Here is a 22,328-nt window from a genome sequence, read left to right as displayed (position 1 = left end):
TTAATTGCTTTTGGGTATGGCAAGAAACAACAAAAAAGCCCTGACAGGGAAAATCCGCTTAATTACATGAGCGAAATTTCCCCGTCAGGGCTTTTATCCCTTCGGTGTAGTGGCTTACCACCTGTACCGCTCGGTCACGACCACTCTTGAAAGTTGCCAATAACTAAAGTACATGGTAATTTTCAATGGTGTGGAACCCTAGATACACTTTCACCCGTAGACAGGCAATTTACGGTTGCCGGTAGAGACTTCTGGGCCATATTCCCAAAATTATACGAGTATTAACTTTCTTATGGTTTATTGTAGCAGTCCGGTCTTAGTCTTGTCAATAAAGACAAAAGCAAGAATCGACATATAGCTGGTTTCCGGAATTTATTTTTTGGGTGCAGCAGTACTTTGGCAGGTATTAATAAACGCTACGCGAATTAACATACAGAAAATGCGAAGCGGTTAGGAGAAGAATACATATGAGTTATGAAGTAATCTTGTTTGATTTGGATGGAACCCTTACCGATCCCAAGATTGGTATTACAAAATCAGTGCAGTATGCTCTTGAAAAATTTGGCATTTATGAGCCTGATTTAGATAAGTTAATTCCGTTTATTGGTCCTCCCTTAGTGGAATCTTTTAGGGAATTTTACTCACTGAATACTTCTGAAGCACATCAGGCAGTAGCATATTATCGGGAGTATTTTACTAAATCCGGAATGTACGAAAATGCCGTCTATTCCGGAATTCAGGAACTGCTTTCAAAGCTATCCTGCGGCAATAAACAACTAATTATAGCAACATCAAAACCAACTGTTTTTTCTGAACAAATCGCGCAATACTTTGATATCAAGAAATTTTTCAGTTTGATAGTTGGAAGTAATCTGGATGGGAGCCGTATTCATAAAACTGAGATTATTGCGTATATATTGGCAACAATTCCGCAAGTTTCCCGGGAAAAAATCGTAATGGTCGGGGACAGAAAACATGACATTATCGGGGCACAAAATAATGGGATTGATTCTATCGCTGTTGCGTACGGTTATGGTACTTCGGCGGAGTTGCAACAAGCAAACCCTACTTATATAGTTTCCTCAGTGAGTGAACTCGAGCAAATCCTAATTTGATTAAATAACCGGGCATTGGAAAAAAGGTGAAAAATTGTTTGGGGAAAACTCTTTTACAGGTAAATCATGGATGCCAAAAAGCTCCGGTGTGACCGGAGCTTTTTTTATGCCCCAATAAGGAGGCTATGCTGTTGTTAATAATTATTTTACTACATACCCGGCTGGATGTGGTCTTGGGGCATGGGCTCGTGCTGAGGACGGATGGCTTCAGCAACGGCTTGTGCTTGTTCTTGGGACAGACCGGCTGCGGTCATAAGCTCGTTAATAACGTCGGGATGGTCATTGAATTTTTTCTGAAGATAGGCATGACGCTCCTCAGGGCTCAGGTCTTTTAGTTTTTCAAATTCAGCCTTGCGCTGAGCGGCTTTTTCCTTAAAGAAATTCTGAAGTTGAGTGGCCTGTTTTTTGGTAATTGTGCCTTGGTCTACCAGTCTGTTCAGACTTGTCTTGATAAATTGATCCATAGCCGCAGGATCAGGGGGCGCAGGATTAGGCGGGCATGCTTCTCTGACCATTCCCCACTCTGGCATTGGCGGCTCGCCCTTACTCTCATGGGCTACCGCCAATCCCCCGAGCGAGAGAGCCAGGCAGCCTATAGCCAATCCACTTATAATTTTTTTTGACAGTTTTATTTTCATTGTCAGTCTCCTTTCAAATGTAGATAGCTCTGTTTGATCCTTATTATGCAGGAGAATTGTTACATTTTTATTACAAAAATTTATATTTATAGTGTATTTTGGCCTTATCAGGATCAATCCCGAAAAGCTTAGCCAAGCACAGCGGCATACATACAAAAAAAGTAAAAGTATGGTTAAACTAAGGGAATAGTTATCTTGCTTTCAGAATAGAGCAGTGAACAAGAAGTCATGATAAATACTGGAAGCCGACATAGTTGGAGCTAATACTACAGCGAAAGGAGAAGGAGAATGCGGATTCTTGTCGTTGAAGACGATAATATTTTGCGGGAAGCTGTTGTCTCGTTGTTATCAGAGGAAAACTATGATGTTGATGAAGCAACGACAGGTGATGAGGGATTGTACGCGGCTGAACAGGGTATTCATGATTTGTTGGTGCTTGATATCATGCTGCCTGTGGTCAGTGGCTTGGATATAGTTAAAACCATAAGAAGTAAGGGTTTTACTGTGCCAATACTGTTGCTTACAGCCCGCGACAGTATCGATGACCGTGTGACCGGCCTGGAAGCGGGGGCAGACGACTACCTAGTAAAACCTTTTGCGATAAGAGAGCTATTGGCAAGAATAAAAGCGTTATTACGGCGCAAGGGTAATCTTGTTAGCGAGAGCGAATTAAGTTATGGGGGTATTTCATTAAATAACAAGGTCCGGGACGGGTTTGCCGGGAACCAGGCGCTTGGACTAAGTACCAAAGAATATGACGTTTTGGAATTCCTTATTTTGAATAAGGAGCAAATCCTTACGCGGGAACAAATATTTGACCGGATTTGGGGATTCGATTCAGATACCACTATTAGCATTGTTGATTTATATATCCATTATTTGCGAAAGAAACTTAGTCCTTCCGGCTTGGATACGTTAATCAAAACTGTACGCGGCGCCGGCTTCATGCTGAAGGAGGGGTAGCAATGTTTCTAAATACGCTGCGGAAATTGACCGCCCTGAACTCGCTTGTTTTCTTATTGATTTTTATAGCATTTACCTCGATTATTTACGGATATGTTTCGTTCCGTTTGTTTGATAAAGTTGACAATGCGATGTGGTCACAAGCTGATTCATTCCGGTTGTTAAGCGGACGTGTGGTTCCGGTAAGAGGGCGGCCACTGTTTGATCCGCGTATTTTTTTGTTATTGCGCAGTACTGACGGACGGATCATCAATCCTAACCCTTTTAGAACTGCCGAGACTGGTAACATTGGGGAAATTGCCTCAACGATTAAGCTGGGAGAAGTTCAGACCAGAGAATATGAAGGCCATGTTTACCGGGTAATGAGTTTTCCCTATTTACATGAGGACAATTTTTGGGGTAATGACAGCAGGTTTCAAGTCCGGGAGATAATTGCTGTAAGTATTGTAGATTCTGAAACTGAATTACTCAGTAACCTGTTTTGGATTACATTAGGCGGCGGAATAATAAGCATGATCAGCATAGTTTTGGCAGGATATTTTCTTGCTAAACGCGCCATGATTCCTATTCAAGCAGCATGGGAAAAGCAGCAACAGTTTGTTTCCGACGCATCTCATGAACTCCGTTCACCGATTACCGGAATTTATAGCAATGCCGAGTTAATGCTAAGACATCCTGAACATACCATTGAGGAGGAAAGTCACAGGATTAATACTATAATGAAAGAGTCCATGCGAATGACCAAGCTAATATCCAGTCTGCTCACCTTAGCCCGGTCTGACGCTAACAAGGCCGAACTGCAGTTAGCCCCGGTAAACATAAGCGAGGTTATTGAGGCTGTTGTCGGGAGTTTTAAATCAATGGAAGAAATCAATAATCTTACCCTTACCGTCAATGTAAAACCTAATTTAGAATTGATAGCCGACAAGGAACGTCTGCATCAACTGATGGTTATTTTACTGGACAATGCTTTTAAATACACTCCTCCGGGGGGAAAAGTGCATATTTCTTGTTTTCAGACCGACAAGCATGTCATAATTAGTGTTCAAGATACCGGTTGTGGCATATCGCCCGAGAATTTGCCGCGTGTTTTTGATCGCTTTTTCCGGGGAGACAAAGCGCGTTCGCGTGAAAGTGGCGGAATCGGCTTAGGACTGGCAATAGCCAAGTGGATTGTAGAAAAACACAAGGGAAAAATCGGAGTCGAAAGTGAGTTAGGAAGAGGAACGAAGTTCACAATTAGCATTCCCGTCACTCATACTTAGCCTCTCTTTATTACTTTGTTGATGAAATACTTATGGAAGGACAAATCATCAGTCAATTCCGGATGAAAAGCGGTGGCCAGCATGTTGTTTTCCTCTACCGCGACAATTTTATCATCAACTTTGGCCAATATTTTTACATTGGCTCCGGCTGATTCAACATAAGGTGCGCGAATAAACACTAAAGGGATGGGGGTGGCACCTAATTCCGGTATAACGACGCTGGTGGCAAAACTGTCCAGTTGGCTGCCGTAAGCGTTTCGCCGCACGCAAATGTCCATCACCCCTAAATGCCGGATATTTTCCCCGGTAATTGTTTTGGCCAGTAAAATCATGCCGGCGCAAGTACCCCATACCGGCATACCGCCGGTAATTTTATCAATCAACAGTTGGGACAGATTGTACTCGCGCAGCAGTTTTCCCATGGTGGTGGATTCGCCGCCAGGGAGAATGAGACCATCAATATCAGTAAAGTCTGCTGCTTTTTTTACAGGTATGCCTCGCACTTCAGGCAGGGCGTTGAGGCAGTCCAGGTGCTCTTTTACCGCTCCCTGCAGTGCCAGCACCCCAATAGTAACCATTGGTTACCACCCGCGGGCAGCCAAACGGTCTGCCGGTTCTATTTTATCAATTTCAATGCCTACCATAGGTTCACCTAAATCTTCGGATATCTGAGCCAAGAGCTGCGGGTCGTTATAATGGGTGGTGGCTTGTACAATTGCCTTGGCCCGTTTTTGGGGATCGCCGGATTTGAAAATTCCTGATCCGACAAAAACTCCGTCGCAGCCAAGCTGCATCATGAGGGCGGCGTCGGCAGGAGTAGCAATACCACCTGCGGCAAAATTAACAACCGGCAGTTTACCGTGTTTCCATACATATTCAATTAAGTGAAAAGGTGCGCCCATTTCTTTGGCAATACTCATCAGCTCTTCTTGGGGAGCTGCTTTTACCCGTCTTATATCAGCCAGCATGGTCCGCATATGACGGACAGCTTCTACTACGTTGCCTGTACCGGCTTCACCTTTAGTGCGGATCATAGCCGCCCCTTCGCCAATACGGCGCAAAGCTTCTCCAAGATTTCTGGCACCACAGACAAAAGGAATCTTAAAATCCCATTTATTGATATGGTAGATATCGTCTGCAGGGGTTAAAACTTCGCTTTCGTCAACATAGTCAATACCGATGGCCTCAAGAATTTGAGCTTCCACAAAGTGGCCGATCCGTGCTTTGGCCATTACCGGAATGGTGACGGCAGCTTTAATTTCTTTAATCATTCGCGGATCTGACATTCGGGCCACGCCGCCCTGCTTGCGAATATCGGCAGGAACTCTTTCTAAGGCCATAACAGCCACTGCCCCGGCTTCTTCGGCAATTTTTGCCTGTTCAGCGTTGGTGACATCCATGATGACGCCGCCCTTTAACATTTGGGCTAGATTTTTGTTCAGTTCATAACGGTTTTCCATTTTTTCATTTCTCCTTTGCACTAAACAACATTTTTTTGGTAAGATAATTGTATCGATACAATTATCTGTTATCGATAACAGATTTGTGTAATTATAGCAAAGGAGAAGATGCTTAACAATATGGCTGAACAATTTTATGATTTTGTATCGATACAATTAGACAAAAACAGCAAAGCTTCTCTGTATACCCAACTGTATGACTGTTTACGTGAGCTCATCTTGAGCGGAAAACTCGGCCACGGATATTTATTACCGCCGGTACGGAAACTGGCTTCCTTTCTGGGAATTAACCCCGGCACAGTAGTGAGCGCGTATAAACTGTTGGAACAAAACGGCTATACATACTCCCGGGCCGGCAGCGGCAACTATGTGGCCCAAATTGCCGGCAACGCTCAGGACGGACCTGAACCTGCCTTAATCGATATCGATTTAGAAATCTTTGAAAATAAAAGCAGTGCCGGCGATAGACCAAATTGCATCGATTTCGCCAGCGTAATGCCTACTCCTGATTTATTACCCATTGATGACTTTAAGAATGTACTGATCGAGGTACTGGACCGGGATAAAGGCTTTGCGTTCGGTTATCAGGAAAGCCAAGGCTTCTATCCTTTACGGGAGGCCATTTCCCTGTATTTAAAAGAACAAGGAGTAAAAGCTCAGGCTGATAATGTTCAGATTATTTCAGGAGCACAGCAAGGCATTGATATTATTGCTAAAGCCTTATTAAACTTCGGCGATTATGTATTTACCGAAAATCCTACTTATCCTGGCGCCATAGCCTCCTTTCGCTCACGCGGCGCAAAAATTATCGGAATTCCCATGGAAAATGACGGTATTGATATTCAAGAACTGGAAAATAAAATACGCTCTTTTCGCCCCCGGCTGATTTACATTATGGCCAATATTCAAAATCCTACAGGCTATTCTTACTCACTGGCTAAACGAAACAGACTGATTGGCCTTGCCAGACGTTATGACGCCATTATTCTGGAAGATGACTATATTAGCGAACTGGATTTCACCGATACTCCTATGGCTCCGTTAAAAGCTCTGGACCGGGATCAAAGAGTGATTTATCTAAAAAGTTTTTCGAAAATTTTCATGCCGGGGCTGCGTCTGGCCTTTTTACTTATGCCGCCGCATTTAGTAGCTAAAGTTCTGGCGGTTAAGCATCATTCAGACATTTCGACATCAGGGTTAACGCAACGGGCTTTTGATTTATATTTACGGAAAGGTATCTGGCGAAAGCATATAGCTGCCATTCATAGTATTTATTGGGAGCGGTATCAGACCGCGCTCAACGCAATTGAGCAATTTTTACCGTCAACCGTCATCTGTCACCGCCCGCGCGGCGGCCTGACCTTCTGGCTATCGCTGCCGGAAGGATTATCGGCGATTAAGATTGTCCAAGAGGCTGAAAAACGTGATGTTTTCTTGCTGCCAGGCACAGCCTTTTTTCCCCGCCGTCCGCCGGACCGCTTTCTGCGGCTTAGTTTTGCTGTTGCCGGCTCGGAAAAAATAATGCAAGGCCTGAAAGTGCTGGGTGAGGTTATCACGGAGAATTTGCAGGCTATGAAAAAGTAATCATAAAATGACGAAGATGTAACAAAGTTCACTTTTGTTACATCTTCGTCATTTTCCAATAATAACCTAAATACGCCGTTAATGGCAGTTCCTCCTCCTTTTCGACATGCTTTTTTGTTTTCATAATACTGTTTTCATAATAATATTTAGTTATTTTGATAACAAATTTATAAATTCAGGTTTATATAGATACTATCCAGTTCATCTTTCGTTATTCCAATATAAGCCAATGTTACGCTAGGAGCTGAGTGGTTCAGCAGTTTTTGTATTTTAATTACGTCTACTCCACTCTGATAAGCCCAATAGCCGAAAGTTTTGCGCAGGGTATGGGTGCCTATAGCTTCTGTCATGCCAATAGCACGTGCGGCCCTATTGATAATTCTGTAAGCTTGTACCCGAGTAATAGGCCGATCACCTTTTTTACTTTTAAATAGCCAGTCGCTTTGATCATTAACAGTAGAAAGATATTCATTTATCGTTACTTTGCATATATCGGAAAGAGGAAAATCTTTAATCTTGCCGGTTTTTTTTTCGCGGATGACGACCCTGTCTTTTTCTTTAACATCACTTACTTTTAGTAAAAGCAAGTCTGAAATTCGCAAACCGCTGTTAATACCTAAAACGAAAAGTAAATAGTCGCGTAAATTTTGTTTTTTTAAGTAATGCTTTATAGCCTTAATTTGCTTTTTATTTCGAATTGGTTCGACACATTCCATTTAAAACACCTTACTACATAATAAATCTATAGGCAACGATATCATAAAGTTGAAAAAATTTCAAATAAACACGGTTGCTTTTTATTGCTCTATTACTGTTTTGATAGAACTTGAAAATTCACAAAGGTTTTGTGCAACTTATATGCACTTTAATGTAACAAAAGTGAACTTTGTTACATTAAATTTTAGGTTGAGGAGGGTGTGTTAAAATGTTTTTCGGTCCGTCATACAATCTAAAAACGCGCGGAATGGCAAGAGCTATTTTCAGCCTCCTGGTTGATCATGATCTTAATACAGCTACACATTCTTACAAGGTCGAACAAATAGCAGTAAAATTTGCGATGAAACTTAATCTTGCACCCCAAATCATTCAAGATATTTCACATGCTGCAATACTTCATGATATCGGTAAACTGCAAATTTCTCAAGAAATATTAAATAAGCCCGGAAGTCTAAGCCCTGAAGAATTTGAGATTGTAAAAAAACACTCGGAATACGGTTTTTATATGTTAAGTCATATTGACGAATTCAAGAATATTCGTAGTGCTATTCTTTATCACCATGAGAAGTTTGATGGAAGTGGCTATCCGGAAGGAAGGAAAGGTCAAAACATACCGCTTATTTCGCGAATTTTAACCATCGCTGATGTATTTGAGGCCGTCACATCAGATAGACCTTATCGCCAAGCAATATCGCCGATCGAAGCGCTAAAAATTATCGAGGAGGGGAAAGGGACCCATTTTGACCCTGTGCTGAGTGATGTCTTCATATCTTTGATGCAGTCACTTGAAGTGATGCGGGGCGAATGCATGGTAAATTAACGAGACAGCCTCAAGGACTGTGTTCTTTGGGCGGGGATAAAGTCCCTTTGCTTCTAGTGATATACAGACCTGCCAATATAGTGATGGCGCCAACAAATTGCAGCCAGCCAAAAGTTTCTCCCAAAAATAAGTAGCCGATAGCGACAGAAAAGACCGGCGGTAAATTATTATACAGAGAAGCCTTGGTACTGCCTAATATTCCCGCCCCCCATATCCACAGGCAATTACCCAGACAGAGAGGAAAAAGGCCGGAATATAAGATACTGGCCCAGCCCGGCCAGGGTATAGAATGCCAATCAACCGCCAGTACCGAGGGTAATGATATAAATAGGAAGAGCCCGGTAGAAATAAGGAGTATATAGGCAGTGATCTGATAAGGTGAATAGATATTTGTCAGTAGACGGGAATAGACTGTATAGTAACCGTAGCTCAACTGCGCGGTAAGTAACAGCAGCGCTCCGGTAACGTGTCCTTCCGCAAGGCTGATTTCCTTACCTGTCCCGGCAACCATAACTGCCACGCCGGCAAGAGAAACCAGTATGCCAATAGCCACAGCCATACTGGTACGCTCAAACCGGTGAATATGGTTAATGATGGCTACACTGACCGGCAGGCAGGCAAGAATGATGGACGCGTTGCCTGCCGTAGTAATCTGTACGCCTTCGGTGAAAAAAATCTGGAAAAAGAAAAAACCCAGACTGGAAACGATTAAGGATGTCCAATCTTTCCGCTGCAACGCTTGCCAGGCCGTCATGCGTTTTAACACTACCCAGCCAACCGCTAAAGCCGCCACCATGCGTATGGCATTATAGGGCATAGGCTCTACATACATGAGGCCAATTTTCATTATCGGCGGATTCAATCCCCAGACAAAGGCGACAAAGGCTAAAGCCAGATGTACTTGCAATGACTACCACCTCGATTAATATCATTCATCATCAGAGCTAATGACGCAATTTACTAATTGCTGCATTTTATCAGTCTAATTCGCTGTTTGAATGTTTAATCCTTCCATGATATGTATTTGCAGTATCAGTTGATTTTTCCCTGCAGCTTCCGGGAAGATTGGTTTAAAATTTCCGATAAAGCCCGTGAGTAGCTGACAACGTGCTGGAAGCGCTTCTCCGCCTCAGAAAAGGGATTGATGAAAGTAAAATAAGCTGCCTGCTCACAGTGGCAGCTTATTTTACTTTCACAAATGTCGGCTTGAATTTAGCATAATTTATTGGGCAAGTCCGGTTTGTGGAAATGATTAGGTTTTTTAATCTAAAGGGATGCAAGAAGATTTGTCGAATATTGTACAAAACATTTCCCGGTTTGGCATAGAGAGAAGTTCATGGATAAAAAAATCGTGAGATTGACAGAAGTAAAGTAGGGCAAGGGGCGTGGTGTTCTTGAAATTGAATTTGCAAACCAAAATGGTTGTTGTTATTGTTGGATTGCTTGCGTCCGTTTGTTTGGCAATAGGAATTTCAACAGTGATTAATGTTCGTCAACAGCTTTCGCTGGCCATTACGGAAAAGGCTATATCGGACACGCAAACCTCACTGGAGATAATAGATCTTTTATATCCCGGTCCTTGGATAAACCAGAATGGCATTCTGTATAAAGGCAACGTCAAAATAAATGATAATAGCGAAATTGTTGATAAAATCGCTAACCTTACGAAAAATACCGTTACTGTATTTTTACATGATACCCGCGTCGCTACTACTATAATCCAGGATGGCAGAAGAGCTGTCGGCACTAAGGCTGCCGACAATGTAGCAGATGCAGTGCTAAAGAAAGGCCGGAACTATCTTGGTGAAGCACAGGTTTTAGGGATTAACTACCATGCAAATTATACGCCGATAAAGGATGCAAACGGACAAGTAATTGGTATGTTTTACGAGGGAGTTTCCAAGCAGTTTGCTGATGAATTAGAACGAGGTTTTATCCTCAGCTTTGTCGGCGTTGTTTTGGTAAGTCTGCTGTTATCTTCCTTAGTTGGCTGGTATTTGGGCAGGAAGATTGCCAGACCGATAGTCACTATGGCGGGAATGGTTGAACAAATTGCCGCCGGCAACTTGACGGTAAATGTAAACCTGGCGGGTGTAGCGGGGGATGAGGTCGGCCAGCTCGCAACCACTTTTAACAACATGACGACACAATTAAGGAAAAGAGAAGAAAGCTTAAAAACTGCCAATAAACAGTTGGCAGACATCATCGAGTTTCTTCCCGATGCAACATGTATTATCAATAAAGATAAAAAGATTATAGCTTGGAACCGGGCCATGGAGGAGATGACAAATGTACCTAAAACAGATATCATTGGCAAGGATCACTATTGTGGTACAATTCCTTTTTATGGAGAACCAAGACCGTTCCTTATGGATCTCATCGATCAAGATAATGATGAGCTTGCGGCAAGATATGATTATGTTCAACGAAAAGGCAACGTATTATGTTCGGAAGTTTTCGTACCGGCACTATACAATAATACCGGCGCATATATCTGGGCTACTGCTTCTCCCCTGCTTGACAATGACGGCAATATAATTGGTATCATAGAAGCAGTACGCGACATTACCGAGCGTAAGCGCTCTGAAGCGGCACTGCGGCAAGCTTACGACGAGTTGGAAATAAAAGTGGAGCAAAGAACGCAGGAACTGTCAGCCATGAACCAGGAGCTTACCGCGATGTATCAGGAACTGCAGGAAGCCAACCAGGTACTGCAAACCGAGATTGCTGACCGCAAGTGGGCTGAAAAACAATTGGAACAGAAAAATGAGGAACTGGGAAAAGCGTATGCCGGATTAAAAAGTGCCCAGTCGCAGCTTGTTCAGCAGGAGAAACTGGCAGGGATAGGACAACTGGCCGCAGGTGTTGCCCATGAAATTAATAATCCGTTAGGGTTTGTTCTGAGTAATTTTGAAACCTTACAGAAATATATCGGTAGATTGTTGGAAATGATGAATGTTTTCAGGGAGTTACATAAGCAGGTGGTGGAAGAAAAAATATTGTCTGCACAGCAAACTGCCGTACAGATTACCGCCATGGAAAAACAAAAAAAGCTTGATTATATCTTAGAAGATCTGGAGCCTATCTTTCAGGAAACCAACGAGGGGCTCAACCGGGTCGCTAATATCGTCAAAGCGCTACGGTTATTTTCCCGGGTTGACCAGAAAAACCAGTTTGAAGAGTACGATTTGAATGAAGGTGTCAAAAATTCATTAACTGTTGCCCGCAATGAGGTAAAATATGTTGCTGAAGTACAGCAAGACTTAACCCCAATACCTCCTATTAAAGCGATAGGTAGTCAGATTAACCAAGTAATACTCAATATCATTCTGAATGCCACCCACGCAATAAAAGCTAAAGGCCTGGATTCGCTTGGATTGATTACAATAAAAACTTATGCTGATGAGCGGTTTGCCTACTGTTCGATTGAAGATAACGGGACCGGCATACCGGAGGAAGCCAGGAAGGACATTTTTAATCCGTTTTTTACGACCAAACCGGTCGGCGAAGGAACAGGTTTGGGTCTCAGTATTTCTTACGATATTATCGTTAATAAACATCATGGGGAAATTTCCTTTATTAGTGAAGTAGGGGTAGGCACTGTCTTTATTATTAAACTACCGCTTGTTCAGTAGAATAGGCTGCCAATGATCAAAAAGCATCCCATGAAAGAGGGCGTTTATAACGGAAAAGCGGATTCTCTTTGTTGATGATGAAAACTCCATTCTTAAAGCGCTGGAACGGTTATTTTTCGATAGTGATTACGAGCTGTTTACCGCCAATAGCGGAGCAGCAGGCCTGCAAATTCTTGCGGATTATCCTATTGATATTGTCATATCAGATATGCGGATGCCAGGAATGGATGGACACCAGTTTTTGAAAAAGGTAAAAACCCTGTATCCCGGAACTACCAGATTAATTTTAAGCGGATATGCGAATGAGCAGGAAATCTTAGATAGTCTTATCGATGGATCAAGTAACTTATATCTATTTAAACCTTGGGATAGTGAAGATATCAAGAAAAAGATTGCGCAAATTTTTGAGGCCAGGCAGATTTTCAGGAATCAGATCTTGCTGGACCTCGCCAACGGGCTGGAAAATTTGTCGCTGGTTACCGGGATATATAATGCCGTTTGTCAGCTTATTGACCACGATGCCGATGCCAGCGCGATTGCCAGGATAATCGAGACTGACCCGGCGGTAACGGCAGCTGTTCTCCGCATAGTAAATTCAGCCTTTTATAACGTGAAAACAGGCTCGGTTGCTCAAGCCATAACCTACCTCGGATTGCCGGTTGTTAAATCCATTGTGCTATCCTGCAGCCTGTATAAATCCGCCAACATTAAAGTGCCGCCATTTAGTATTGCACGTTTAACCAATTATGCCACTATGACTAATTTCTTTATGACACAAATCTACTCGGAACTACTGCAAAAACAAGTGCCGGATGCTCTCGCTACCGCAGGATTACTTCATAATCTGGGCCTGGTAATATGCCTTCATTATTTCCCGGAAATCTATAAGCGGGTTGTTGAAGAGCGTTTGCAACAGCCGGAAAAAAGCTTGCTGGAATTCGAAAAAGAAACAATCGGGGTAACCCACGCGGAACTGGGGGGCTATCTATTAAATTGGTGGGGTCTTCCTTACCCCATTGTTGAATGTGCTTTATTTTACCATGAGCCACTACATAATGCAGTAATGGATAAAATCGCTGTCTCTGTCGTCCATGTCGCCAGTTACTACGCGCGGAAAACGGTAACTCACAGCATGGTCGACGCTCTGGATATTCGAGTTTTTCCTCTGTTAAATATTACACAGCGTGATTGTGAAAAGCTGTTGCAGGTCCCTCAAAGATAGTTTTAGGGTGGGTATCGTGGGAATACGGAGGACAAATGAAGAGGGGGGCATTATGAGAAAAAATGTTGTCTTATTTGTCGATGACGAAGCGAATATTTTAAGTGCATTAAAAAGAGCTGTTATCGACCAAGAATTTGAGGCATTATTTGCCAATAGCGCTCAGCAAGCGCTTGCAATCATGCGAGACACGCCTGTAAACGTACTGGTCACAGACATGCGCATGCCACAGATGGATGGGTTGACAATGTTGAAGATTGTAAAGCAGGATTATCCTGATACGGTTAGAATCGTACTTTCGGGATATGCACAGCTAGCCCAGATATTGGCAACTATCAATCAGGGAGATATATTCAAATTTATTACCAAGCCCTGGCAAGAAGAAGATTTGTTAGCTGCTTTGGCCCAGGCGATTGAATATAATAATTTGCGTCAGGACAAAAAAGAACTGGAGTTGATGCTTCAGCAAAGAAATGCAGCGTATAAGAAAATGCTCCATAATATGGAGAAAAAATTATATTCAATACAAACGGATATGAATTATATAAAGAATTTTTGTTGGAATGTAATTGACTATCTGACAAGCGAAGACAATCCAGCCGGGCATGATGCCATAAGTATTCACAACCAGCTCACGATATTTCAGCAGCTTATCGAAGATTATATTAGCTGCATGCCTATGCCATTAGATAACTTTGCGATGAAAGATTTCGTAGAAAATCTCCAAAAACAAATAAATGAAATTGGTAGTTCCCAATTTCATTTATTTGATCAAACAGATCCGGGCTTACTATGCCACGGAAACTCCAAACTATTATTACTTATGATGGCAGCCATTATTAAGTTTTTGAATTCAGCAAAAACCTCCCGTAATTTCCAGTGCAAACTATCTTCACAAGTTTATCCGGACAAAGTTGTAGTTAGCAATGTTATTGAAATCGGGTATGTGGACGGGGTAAAAACTTTGATAGACAAAGATGAAGTTTTAACAAAGAGCAATATTGATTATTATTGCAAAATATTAAACTTTTTAGGCAAGCCCTATAACTTTACGACAACATTTACATATTGTAACTGGAACTCTTCCCTTATCACGCTTTCGGCTAATTTTTGCATAAGAAACAAATAAGTTAACAGATACAAATAACTATAGTGTAAAGTAGCTTAACGAGAAAGATCGCCACGCTTCGCTCGCGATGCCCCCTTGGTTTTTCTGTTATTGCGAGACGCACATGCTGCTCAAGCGGCGCCAGCAAGAATGAAAAGGGAGATTGCTTCACTGCGTTCGCAATGACGATAGAGGAACAGTATTCTTTCCGGTCATTGCGAGCACCGTTGCCTATGAGACCATATTCGAAGCAGTAAGTCATTTGAATCGTGCTTAGTTAGGCATTACGGCATCGTAGCGACGTGGCAATCTTCCCCCGTAGACTTTTTCTACAGTCTGAGGCACCATTGCCGGAATGGCAATAGTGCCTTTATCGCTTTTGGCATACTTGTTCTAATAACTCCTTGCCGCTAAACGTTTTTGTTGGCTGCGGGCAATAACAGAGAGCGAATAATTTACCACAAAGTATAACGCGGCAATGGCAGCAAAGATGGCAAATACTTGTGTGGTCGAACCGTATTTACCCATGATAATCATGCCTTTTCCTGTCAGTTCCTCAACACCAACTGCCCAAACAAATGAAGTGTCTTTGATAACAGTAGTGAATTGAGATAACAAGGGCGGGATCATATTACGGAACGCTTGCGGCAGGACAATGTGAATGAGTGTCTGGTAATAAGTAAAACCCTGAGAACGGGCGGCTTCCCACTGGCCCTTATGTACTGAGTTAAGTCCGCCCCGGATAATTTCAGCCATAATCGCCGAAGTGAAGATTGTCATGGCAAGAATGCCTGAATTGACCGGCTGGAGAGTGGTGGTAAATCTGGCGGCAAGGATAAAGAGCAACAGGGGGGTATTGCGGATGGCGTCAATATATAGGGTTGCTATTCTACTATAGAGCGGGTGCCGGGAGTATTGGGCTATCCCCAGTATAGTCCCGAACAATAAACTGAGGAGGATTGATACCACGGATATTTTTAGCGTAATATACAGTCCGTCAAGAAGAAACAAGACTATTTCGGGTTTTAAGAGATCCTGGATCATAAGGAGACCTCCAGTTTCCTTTCCATTCGCCGGGCTAATTTAGCCAGCGGATAGCAAAGGGAGAGATAAAGGAGTCCTGTGACGACATAGGCCGGTCCGTAATACAGATTGCTGCTGGACCAGGAGTCGGCATGATACATGAGATCGCCGCCGGCAACCATAGCCATAACCGAGGTATTCTTTATAAGGTTTACAGCCTGATTGGTTACAGGCGGATAGATGACGCGTTTTGCCTGGGGCAAGATTACGTAGCGCATGGCTTGCCAATAGGTAAACCCCTGAGAATAAGCTGACTCCAGTTGCCCGCGAGGGACAGCCTGCAATCCGGCTCTGATGGCCTCCGCGACATAGGCGCCGTGATACACGCCTACGCCAAGTACGCCAATAGAGAATACAGGAAGCATGATGCCCAGATGGGGCAAGCCGTGATACAGAAAAATGACTTGTATGACCAGAGGAGTATTTTGAATAAATTCGACGTAAATCCGGTTGATTATGCGAAACACGCGCCCGGGGGCGGTGCCCAGTATGCCGAATAGGATGCCGAGGGTGAGCGCAACAGCCAAGCCTAAAACAGCTACCAGAAGTGTTGTGATAAATCCCTCAGCAAAAACTGTCCAATCGTGAAATAGCGCCAGCCACTTAAACCCGGCGAAAGGTCCTGACGACACTATTTAAGTCCCCACTTTGCCAGAAGTTTATCAATTTCACCGGATTTTTTCATATCGTTAAACGTGTCGTTAATCAACTTAGCCAAAGCCGTATTGGACTTTTTGGAAGCAGCGCCATATTGCTGCGGACTAAAGCGGTCAGGCAGGATGACTGTTGAATCGTCCAGATAGCCAAAGAGGATAGCGCCGTCAACGCTGAAGCAATCCACACGGCCAGAATCCAAAGCGGCTTTAATTTCCGGGTAAGTGCCGAACTCAAGGAAGGTTACCTTAATTCCCTGTTTATCGGCTTCTTCCTGCAGTGCTTTTCGGGAAGTAGCACTTTGGGCAACGCCGATCTTTTTGCCGTTTAAATCTTTAAATTCTTTGATGCCGGATGATTTTTTTACCATCAGCCCTACACCGTCGGTAAAGTAGGGGTCGCTGAAGTTATAGCTGTTTTTCCGTTCTTCGGTGATCGTGAAGGTGGCAAGTACAACATCAACATCGCCATTGTCAAGCAGCGGTCCGCGGGTTTTGGCTGTTGTAGCAGTGAGTTCGATTTTATTCTCATCACCGAGTATTTTCTTAGCCAAAGCTTTTGCAAGATCAATTTCAAAGCCTTCAATTTTGCCTGTTTGGGGATCTTTATAACCGAATTTGGGGACATCAATTTTAACACCGGCTTTAAGCACACCACGGTCTTTAATTGCCTGAATGTCAGGCGGTGCTGCATCTTTATTTGCGGCCGGTTTGGTTTCCGAACCACCACAGCCGGCAAGGAGCATGGTGAAAGCCAACAAGATAACGAGAGAAACCAACATGGATTTTTTCATAATCTTCATGATTCCATTCCTCCATTTTTTATAGTAATAATCAATGTAAAATACGGCTTAAAAACAGTTTGGTCCGGTCATGCTCAGGGTTGAGGAAAAAATGTTCAGGTGTTCCCTGTTCCATAATCTGACCCTCGTCCATAAATATGACTCTGTCGGCAACCCTCCGGGCAAAACCCATTTCATGGGTTACAACAACCATGGTGATGCCTTCATTAGCTAGGTCAACCATAACATCCAGGACCTCATTGATCATTTCCGGGTCTAAGGCCGAGGTAGGTTCATCAAATAGCATAATTTTGGGATGCATGTTTAGTGCTCTGGCAATAGCGACACGTTGTTGTTGACCACCTGATAACTGAGCAGGATAGGCCGAGGCTTTTTCTTTTAACCCTACTCGCTCAAGAAAGGCCATGCCGGTTTCCTCAGCTTCTTCCTTCCTGACCCCTTTAACAAGGATGGGAGCCAGAGTTAAGTTTTCTAATACTGTTTTGTGCGGATAGAGATTAAATTGCTGGAAAACCATGGCTGCCGACTGACGTATTTGGTTTACCGGCGCGTTGGGGGAGGTGATATCTACACCATCAACGATTACTCTGCCGCTGTTTGGCCGTTCCAACAAATTCATACACCGGATCATCGTGCTTTTGCCGGAACCACTTGGCCCGATAACAACAAGTTTTTCACCGGTTTTGACAGTCAAATCAATGTCTTTTAGCACATGGTTGTGCCCGAAAAATTTGTTTACTTTTTCTAATGTAATCAAACTATTCCTCCTTTCTCATTATGATAAAAAATTAGCGATAAAAAAAGACACTCAAATCCATGTTTGGATTGAGCGTCTTTGCCCAGCTATGCTGTTATTTAAATTATATATCCCAGTCCTAGCAAAATCAAGAAAAAGATAATAAAAAGTATAATATTTGCAGACTATTAGGGTCTTGTTGTATCGCAGGGAAATACTTTATATCAGTAATTTCAATTAAAGCACCAATTATTTCATGGCCTAGGGGAATTGGATTGCTTAGTTAGAAGGTACCCCATGTTCAGCAGTTATCAACTACTGGGTGAAACCTTTACCCGTCTTAACCGGCGTTTCGATGCCAGAGAGCGAATATCATTAATAGGGTATCGCAAAGGTTTGGAGGCCGAGCAATTACTTAGCGGTTTTAATCAACTGCTGGAGGACATAGAAAGCAAAACAGAAGCGCTGCAACAAAGTGAGATGAAGTTTCGGGCGTTGGCTTATCATGATACTTTAACAGGGTTGCCTAACCGCCTGTTTATTACCGAACGCCTCTGGGACGAAATGGCAAAAGCCAGCCGGTAATCACGGGGTCAGGCCTTGCGTTTTTGCATTATTATGCAAAACGCAAGGCCTGACCCCTAAAAACCTTTGACGTAATTGTTGAACTGTATAAAGGTTTTTTCAGGAAATTGGCGAAATAATTAATTATATGGACTAATCATAGTAGTTATTTTGGAGGGATGTTTTGTGGCAACAGATATTTTAGTGGAGAATGATGAAAATGTGAAAAAGTCGAGTTGGGAGGCATTCATAAAGCAAAATGTTCTAGACTTTATGATGCAGCACAATTTGCAGGCAATAACGGTAGATGACGGCGCAGGGAAGAAAGGTGTTATCAAACGCACGGCAAAAGGCGACTACTCTGTGCAAATAACTTCGAATGAAATATTATAACTTGAAATTTAAATACCTAGTGGTTTGAAAACACCATTTTGTCATTGCGTTGTCATTCTATATAGTATCCAATAAAGATGTACAGGCGTGTTGTTAGTATAAGCGTAAGTCAAGCGCCGGCGGTGGAGCGTTACTAACAACACGCCTAGAAAAAAATCTTTATTGGATTTCATATATTTCTATAAATTTTAAAAGAATAATTTGGAAGGATGATGGTCCGTGATGAAAAAAGTGGTAGCTTTTATCGGGAGTCCGAGAAAAAATGGCAATACCTCAACCTTGGTAGAGGAAATGGCTAAAGGAGCAAAAGCGGCAGGGTCCGGGGTCAAGATTTATCGTCTTCATGATATGAATATAAAACCCTGCCAGAGTTGTTTTTACTGTCGCGGGGTAGAAAACTGTGCGATAAAAGATGATATGCAAGCAGTGTATGAAGATATAAAGCAAGCCGGGGCGGTTATTATCGGTTCACCTGTGTATATGTTTCAGGTTACAGCTCAGACTAAGCTCTTGTTGGACAGACTGTTTCCGCTTATGGATGCTAATTTTAACCCGAGATTCGGTACGAAAAAAACTGTTATGGTTTATGCGCAAGGGAACCCTGATCCTGATGCTTTCAAAGCATCGTTTGAGGCTAATGCAACTGTGCTGAAAATCATGGGACTGAATGTTGTGGATACAATTATAACGGCGAGTGCTAATGATCCCCAAACTTCCTGTAGTAATGCCGATCTTATGGCAAAAGCGTTTCAAACAGGAAAAGCACTGGTAGAGTAGGCAGGAGATGCCAGCCTAATAGTAAAAAACCCGCGAAATCGCGGGTTTTTTACATAGTAGCGGACTATTCCAGGAGTTCTACAAATCCTTGCGCACCGCCCACGCGTATTTTCTGGCCGTCCCGGATTATTGGGGTTGCGCCGTCAACCCCAACTACTGCAGGGATGCCATATTCACAGGCCACAGCGGCACCATGGGTCAGCAGACCGCCGACTTCGGTCACCAGACCGGCCGCGAGCGGGAACAACGGCGTCCAGCCCGGATCGGTATAAGGTGCGACCAATATGTCTCCTTTATCCATTATAGCCTCTTCCAACTGCAAAATAACGCGGGCACGGCCCTCGACCACTCCGGCTGATACGGGACTTCCCGCCAAAGCGCCTGGTGGTACATGAGCTCCCGGTTTGGCGGTAATGATTTCTCCCTCGCTGGTTATAGCGCGGGGGGGAGTTAACTTCTCGCATGTTTAAATTTTTCTTGGCGCGCCATAATGACACTGCGGTCTAACTGTTGGGTTTCGATTGTCTCTTTAATTTCCTGCAGCGACAACCAAAAAATATCTTCGGGGTGTTCAAGGACTCTGTCCGCAATCAGCTTAGCGGCCTCTGCCAGAATTGCCTGCTTGACAATATCCAGATTCTGGACAATAAAATACTTGGGGTGCTCCCAAAGGTATCGCCCGCCGCCTGCTTCAGATATTCAATCACTGCCGGATGGTCACGCACGGTATCGGCTAAATCCCCTAGGGTCGGTCTAACGAATCCCGAAGGGTTTTTCCCGGTAAACGGCGAAATAACCGTTTAGTGAGTAGATAAGGTGTAGTTAGCGTTGTTATGACTGGGGGGATAACGTGTTTGCCTGTGATATTATTTGCTTTTTAGACGACAATAACGTTGTGCAGCATTTTGAATTCAGAAGCCCTACCGGTACGGACAACTTTCAGGGAATGTGGAGCGAATATATCGGAAAACCCATTACAAGTTTTCTTGATATTGAGTTGAATTCAAACAGTGGTTACGCTAATTGGAAAGGAACTCCGTTCTGGTTTACCAAGAGTGAAAACGTCATGGGAAGCGGCTTTATCCTTTTTATGACAGGGGGTACAAACAACAGTAAAATCTATGAAGAGGCGATGGACTGTATTTCCGAAGGCCTTCAGGTGTTTGACCGGAACGGATATCTGCTGTTTTGTAACAAAGAAAGTGAACGCATTGAAAAAATGGACAGGACCAAAATCATTGGCAAGCATCTGCTGGATATTTATGAGCTTAATGAAGATTACAGCACCATTTTAAATACCATCAAAAATAAAGTACCGGTTATGAACCGGTGCGATTATTTTAAAAATAAGAACGGTGAAATGATTACCACAATGAATTCAGGCTATCCCTTATTCATAGATAACCAGCTGATCGGCGCCATGGTGTTGGTACAGGACGTATCCATTCTTGAACAATACTGGACCAAGGCCAATGTGTTTGAAAAGTATTTGTCAGAACGGGAAGTCGATCGGCGTTCCCGAAAACAGAAAAATTATTATACTCTTAAATATTATACTTTCAGTGATTTGATTGGTGAAAACGAAGGTTTTGTAGAAGCCGTTAATCTATCGCGAAATGTTGCGTTACGGGATTGTGCCGTGCTGATTTATGGAGAGACAGGCACCGGCAAAGAATTATTTGCCCAGAGTATTCATTCAGCCAGCAATAGAAAGAACAAGGAGTTTGTGGCGGTCAATTGCGCCGCTATTCCGGAGAGTCTGATCGAGGGGATTTTATTTGGTACCGAAAGGGGTACTTTTACCGGAAGTTCCGACCGGATGGGGTTATTTGAACAAGCCGAGGGCGGTACGCTGTTTTTAGATGAGATTAACTCCATGGATTTGCATGTACAATCCAAACTGCTGCGGGTACTGCAAGAAAAAAAATTCAGGAGAGTGGGCGGCTTACGCGATATTGAATGTGATGTCCGGATTTTGTCCTCCACGAATGAAGACCCATTGTTTTGTGTTGAAAATAATAAGTTAAGAAGAGATTTATATTACCGGATTAATACCGTTACCGTGAATATTCCTCCGCTCAGACAGCGGCTGGACGATATTGAACGGTTGACTCATTATTTCATCGAAAAATTATCGTATCGATACTCGAAGCAGGTTAAGGGTGCGTCCGGTGAAGTTATAAACACGTTCAAATCCTATGATTGGCCTGGTAATGTCCGGGAACTGCTGCATGTGCTTGAATATGCCTTTAACATTATGACCGGGAATCGCATCGAATTATTTCATCTTCCCAAATATTTGCAGGAAAGGCGGCAAGAGCCTTCTGCCATACTTGGACCGGAGTGCAAAACGGCTTTGCACTTTGAAACATTGGAGCAGCTCATGGCCGAGTATGAAAAGAAAGTCATTGAAAACACTTTAAAGCATTGTAAGTACAATGTCAGCAAGACGGCGCAAGTTCTGGGCATAAAAAGGCAAAGCCTGCAGTACCGGATAAAAAAGTATGGATTTAAAACAACCCAATAAGAGCAAAGTGGCTGGATAGTAAACAGCAAAATGATTTTGCATGCAAAATCATTTTGCTGTTTATTTCGCATTTCTCGCATTATTTATACTTTACATATCCAATTTCATAAAAAAATAATATGATGAATATTCGAAAATACCTACTTTAAAGGACAATAGAGAGAAAAATCTATTATTAATGGACATAAATGCAAATATGGACTTAATTTCTGATAAAAAAATTGCAGTGCATCATGCAAAGTTGGCATGATATTTGCAATAGTAATAT

The 22,328-nt window shown here is 42.9% G+C and carries 22 protein-coding genes and 1 riboswitch; of the genes, 12 read left to right on the top strand and 10 right to left on the bottom strand.

The genetic code is table 11. From position 1 onward, the window contains the following. Window positions 1-197 precede the first annotated feature (197 nt). Window positions 198-298: riboswitch (purine riboswitch) on the bottom strand. A 169-nt stretch (window positions 299-467) separates the two neighbouring features. Further along, a complete protein-coding gene (locus tag SCACP_RS17760) occupies window positions 468-1,115 on the top strand; it encodes an HAD family hydrolase (RefSeq protein WP_425058828.1) in 648 nt (215 codons plus the stop codon). A 149-nt stretch (window positions 1,116-1,264) separates the two neighbouring features. Here the strand turns inward: SCACP_RS17760 and SCACP_RS17755 are convergent, their stop codons facing one another. Beyond that, a complete protein-coding gene (locus SCACP_RS17755) occupies window positions 1,265-1,753 on the bottom strand; it encodes a hypothetical protein (RefSeq protein WP_425058827.1) in 489 nt (162 codons plus the stop codon). Window positions 1,754-2,041: 288 nt separating this feature from the next. Here SCACP_RS17755 and SCACP_RS17750 point away from each other — a divergent pair, with 288 nt between their 5' ends. Next, the gene (locus tag SCACP_RS17750) at window positions 2,042-2,716 is read left to right on the top strand and encodes a response regulator transcription factor (protein ID WP_425058826.1); all 675 of its coding nucleotides are present in this window, start codon (window positions 2,042-2,044) and stop codon (window positions 2,714-2,716) included. A 2-nt stretch (window positions 2,717-2,718) separates the two neighbouring features. After that, window positions 2,719-3,981, top strand: a complete 1,263-nt coding sequence (locus tag SCACP_RS17745) for a sensor histidine kinase (RefSeq protein ID WP_425058825.1) — start codon at window positions 2,719-2,721, stop codon at window positions 3,979-3,981. Here the strand turns inward: SCACP_RS17745 and pdxT are convergent. Beyond that, window positions 3,978-4,559: a pyridoxal 5'-phosphate synthase glutaminase subunit PdxT gene (gene pdxT, locus SCACP_RS17740; RefSeq protein ID WP_425058824.1), complete on the bottom strand. Its 582-nt coding sequence runs from the start codon at window positions 4,557-4,559 to the stop codon at window positions 3,978-3,980. The genes SCACP_RS17745 and pdxT overlap by 4 nt on opposite strands. Before the next feature lie 3 nt (window positions 4,560-4,562). Beyond that, complete coding sequence (gene pdxS / locus SCACP_RS17735; protein ID WP_425058823.1) at window positions 4,563-5,441, bottom strand: pyridoxal 5'-phosphate synthase lyase subunit PdxS; 879 nt, start codon at window positions 5,439-5,441, stop codon at window positions 4,563-4,565. A 120-nt stretch (window positions 5,442-5,561) separates the two neighbouring features. On the opposite strand from pdxS, the gene SCACP_RS17730 reads away from it, so the two are divergent. Further along, window positions 5,562-7,025 carry a PLP-dependent aminotransferase family protein gene (locus tag SCACP_RS17730; RefSeq protein ID WP_425058822.1) on the top strand — a complete coding sequence of 488 codons (1,464 nt, stop codon included), beginning with the start codon at window positions 5,562-5,564 and terminating at the stop codon, window positions 7,023-7,025. A 167-nt stretch (window positions 7,026-7,192) separates the two neighbouring features. Here SCACP_RS17730 and SCACP_RS17725 read toward each other — a convergent pair whose 3' ends face one another. After that, window positions 7,193-7,741, bottom strand: coding sequence for a site-specific integrase (locus SCACP_RS17725; protein WP_425058821.1), 549 nt, complete (start codon window positions 7,739-7,741; stop codon window positions 7,193-7,195). A gap of 209 nt (window positions 7,742-7,950) precedes the next feature. Between SCACP_RS17725 and SCACP_RS17720 the strand changes: the two genes are divergently transcribed. Then, on the top strand, window positions 7,951-8,562 hold the full coding sequence (locus SCACP_RS17720) for an HD-GYP domain-containing protein (RefSeq protein ID WP_425058819.1): 612 nt from the start codon (window positions 7,951-7,953) through the stop codon (window positions 8,560-8,562). Window positions 8,563-8,572: 10 nt separating this feature from the next. Here SCACP_RS17720 and SCACP_RS17715 read toward each other — a convergent pair whose 3' ends face one another. Then, window positions 8,573-9,469: a DMT family transporter gene (locus tag SCACP_RS17715; RefSeq protein ID WP_425058818.1), complete on the bottom strand. Its 897-nt coding sequence runs from the start codon at window positions 9,467-9,469 to the stop codon at window positions 8,573-8,575. Between the two features lie 487 nt (window positions 9,470-9,956). Between SCACP_RS17715 and SCACP_RS17710 the strand changes: the two genes are divergently transcribed. Genes SCACP_RS17710 through SCACP_RS17700 form a run of 3 tightly spaced genes read left to right on the top strand, consistent with a single transcriptional unit; the run spans window position 9,957 to window position 14,545 of the window. Continuing rightward, the gene (locus tag SCACP_RS17710) at window positions 9,957-12,197 is read left to right on the top strand and encodes a cache domain-containing protein (protein WP_425058817.1); all 2,241 of its coding nucleotides are present in this window, start codon (window positions 9,957-9,959) and stop codon (window positions 12,195-12,197) included. A gap of 46 nt (window positions 12,198-12,243) precedes the next feature. Further along, a complete protein-coding gene (locus SCACP_RS17705; protein WP_425061438.1) occupies window positions 12,244-13,419 on the top strand; it encodes an HDOD domain-containing protein in 1,176 nt (391 codons plus the stop codon). A gap of 52 nt (window positions 13,420-13,471) precedes the next feature. Then, complete coding sequence (locus tag SCACP_RS17700) at window positions 13,472-14,545, top strand: response regulator (RefSeq protein WP_425058816.1); 1,074 nt, start codon at window positions 13,472-13,474, stop codon at window positions 14,543-14,545. A gap of 372 nt (window positions 14,546-14,917) precedes the next feature. Here SCACP_RS17700 and SCACP_RS17695 read toward each other — a convergent pair whose 3' ends face one another. Genes SCACP_RS17695 through SCACP_RS17680 form a run of 4 tightly spaced genes read right to left on the bottom strand, consistent with a single transcriptional unit; the run spans window position 14,918 to window position 17,820 of the window. Next, entirely contained in the window at window positions 14,918-15,568 is a 651-nt protein-coding gene (locus tag SCACP_RS17695; protein ID WP_425058814.1) for an amino acid ABC transporter permease, read from the bottom strand. Continuing rightward, window positions 15,565-16,239 carry an amino acid ABC transporter permease gene (locus SCACP_RS17690; protein ID WP_425058813.1) on the bottom strand — a complete coding sequence of 225 codons (675 nt, stop codon included), beginning with the start codon at window positions 16,237-16,239 and terminating at the stop codon, window positions 15,565-15,567. The genes SCACP_RS17695 and SCACP_RS17690 overlap by 4 nt, the downstream gene beginning before the upstream one ends. After that, window positions 16,239-17,063, bottom strand: coding sequence for a transporter substrate-binding domain-containing protein (locus tag SCACP_RS17685; protein ID WP_425058812.1), 825 nt, complete (start codon window positions 17,061-17,063; stop codon window positions 16,239-16,241). Before SCACP_RS17685 ends, SCACP_RS17690 begins: the two co-directional genes overlap by 1 nt. Window positions 17,064-17,094: 31 nt before the next feature. Beyond that, entirely contained in the window at window positions 17,095-17,820 is a 726-nt protein-coding gene (locus SCACP_RS17680) for an amino acid ABC transporter ATP-binding protein (RefSeq protein ID WP_425058811.1), read from the bottom strand. Window positions 17,821-18,096: 276 nt separating this feature from the next. On the opposite strand from SCACP_RS17680, the gene SCACP_RS17675 reads away from it, so the two are divergent. The 3 genes from SCACP_RS17675 to SCACP_RS17665 all read left to right on the top strand — a co-directional run bounded on the left by SCACP_RS17675 (window position 18,097) and on the right by SCACP_RS17665 (window position 19,533). Then, window positions 18,097-18,384 (top strand): hypothetical protein, encoded by a 288-nt coding sequence (locus SCACP_RS17675; RefSeq protein WP_425058810.1) that lies wholly within the window; start codon window positions 18,097-18,099, stop codon window positions 18,382-18,384. Between the two features lie 165 nt (window positions 18,385-18,549). Beyond that, entirely contained in the window at window positions 18,550-18,756 is a 207-nt protein-coding gene (locus SCACP_RS17670; protein ID WP_425058809.1) for a hypothetical protein, read from the top strand. A 222-nt stretch (window positions 18,757-18,978) separates the two neighbouring features. Beyond that, window positions 18,979-19,533, top strand: a complete 555-nt coding sequence (locus SCACP_RS17665) for a flavodoxin family protein (protein WP_425061437.1) — start codon at window positions 18,979-18,981, stop codon at window positions 19,531-19,533. A gap of 64 nt (window positions 19,534-19,597) precedes the next feature. Here the strand turns inward: SCACP_RS17665 and SCACP_RS17660 are convergent, their stop codons facing one another. Then, on the bottom strand, window positions 19,598-19,834 hold the full coding sequence (locus SCACP_RS17660) for a PEP-utilizing enzyme (protein WP_425058808.1): 237 nt from the start codon (window positions 19,832-19,834) through the stop codon (window positions 19,598-19,600). A 549-nt stretch (window positions 19,835-20,383) separates the two neighbouring features. Between SCACP_RS17660 and SCACP_RS17655 the strand changes: the two genes are divergently transcribed. After that, a complete protein-coding gene (locus SCACP_RS17655; RefSeq protein ID WP_425058807.1) occupies window positions 20,384-22,060 on the top strand; it encodes a sigma-54 interaction domain-containing protein in 1,677 nt (558 codons plus the stop codon). Window positions 22,061-22,328 lie beyond the last annotated feature (268 nt).

It is taken from the genome of Sporomusaceae bacterium ACPt, from assembly GCA_041428575.1.
GTDB lineage: Bacteria > Bacillota > Negativicutes > Sporomusales > Sporomusaceae > Sporomusa_D > Sporomusa_D carbonis.
This window is presented reverse-complemented; position numbering and strand designations above follow the sequence as displayed.

Bases quoted from the DNA above. Each gene is read 5' to 3' on its own strand.
- SCACP_RS17760 (WP_425058828.1), top strand. From the start codon at position 468: ATGAGTTATGAAGTAATCTTGTTTGATTTGGATGGAACCCTTACCGAT.
- SCACP_RS17755 (WP_425058827.1), bottom strand. From the start codon at position 1,753: ATGAAAATAAAACTGTCAAAAAAAATTATAAGTGGATTGGCTATAGGC.
- SCACP_RS17750 (WP_425058826.1), top strand. From the start codon at position 2,042: ATGCGGATTCTTGTCGTTGAAGACGATAATATTTTGCGGGAAGCTGTT.
- SCACP_RS17745 (WP_425058825.1), top strand. From the start codon at position 2,719: ATGTTTCTAAATACGCTGCGGAAATTGACCGCCCTGAACTCGCTTGTT.
- pdxT (WP_425058824.1), bottom strand. From the start codon at position 4,559: ATGGTTACTATTGGGGTGCTGGCACTGCAGGGAGCGGTAAAAGAGCAC.
- pdxS (WP_425058823.1), bottom strand. From the start codon at position 5,441: ATGGAAAACCGTTATGAACTGAACAAAAATCTAGCCCAAATGTTAAAG.
- SCACP_RS17730 (WP_425058822.1), top strand. From the start codon at position 5,562: ATGGCTGAACAATTTTATGATTTTGTATCGATACAATTAGACAAAAAC.
- SCACP_RS17725 (WP_425058821.1), bottom strand. From the start codon at position 7,741: ATGGAATGTGTCGAACCAATTCGAAATAAAAAGCAAATTAAGGCTATA.
- SCACP_RS17720 (WP_425058819.1), top strand. From the start codon at position 7,951: ATGTTTTTCGGTCCGTCATACAATCTAAAAACGCGCGGAATGGCAAGA.
- SCACP_RS17700 (WP_425058816.1), top strand. From the start codon at position 13,472: ATGAGAAAAAATGTTGTCTTATTTGTCGATGACGAAGCGAATATTTTA.
- SCACP_RS17695 (WP_425058814.1), bottom strand. From the start codon at position 15,568: ATGATCCAGGATCTCTTAAAACCCGAAATAGTCTTGTTTCTTCTTGAC.
- SCACP_RS17685 (WP_425058812.1), bottom strand. From the start codon at position 17,063: ATGAAGATTATGAAAAAATCCATGTTGGTTTCTCTCGTTATCTTGTTG.
- SCACP_RS17675 (WP_425058810.1), top strand. From the start codon at position 18,097: ATGTTCAGCAGTTATCAACTACTGGGTGAAACCTTTACCCGTCTTAAC.
- SCACP_RS17665 (WP_425061437.1), top strand. From the start codon at position 18,979: ATGAAAAAAGTGGTAGCTTTTATCGGGAGTCCGAGAAAAAATGGCAAT.
- SCACP_RS17660 (WP_425058808.1), bottom strand. From the start codon at position 19,834: ATGGATAAAGGAGACATATTGGTCGCACCTTATACCGATCCGGGCTGG.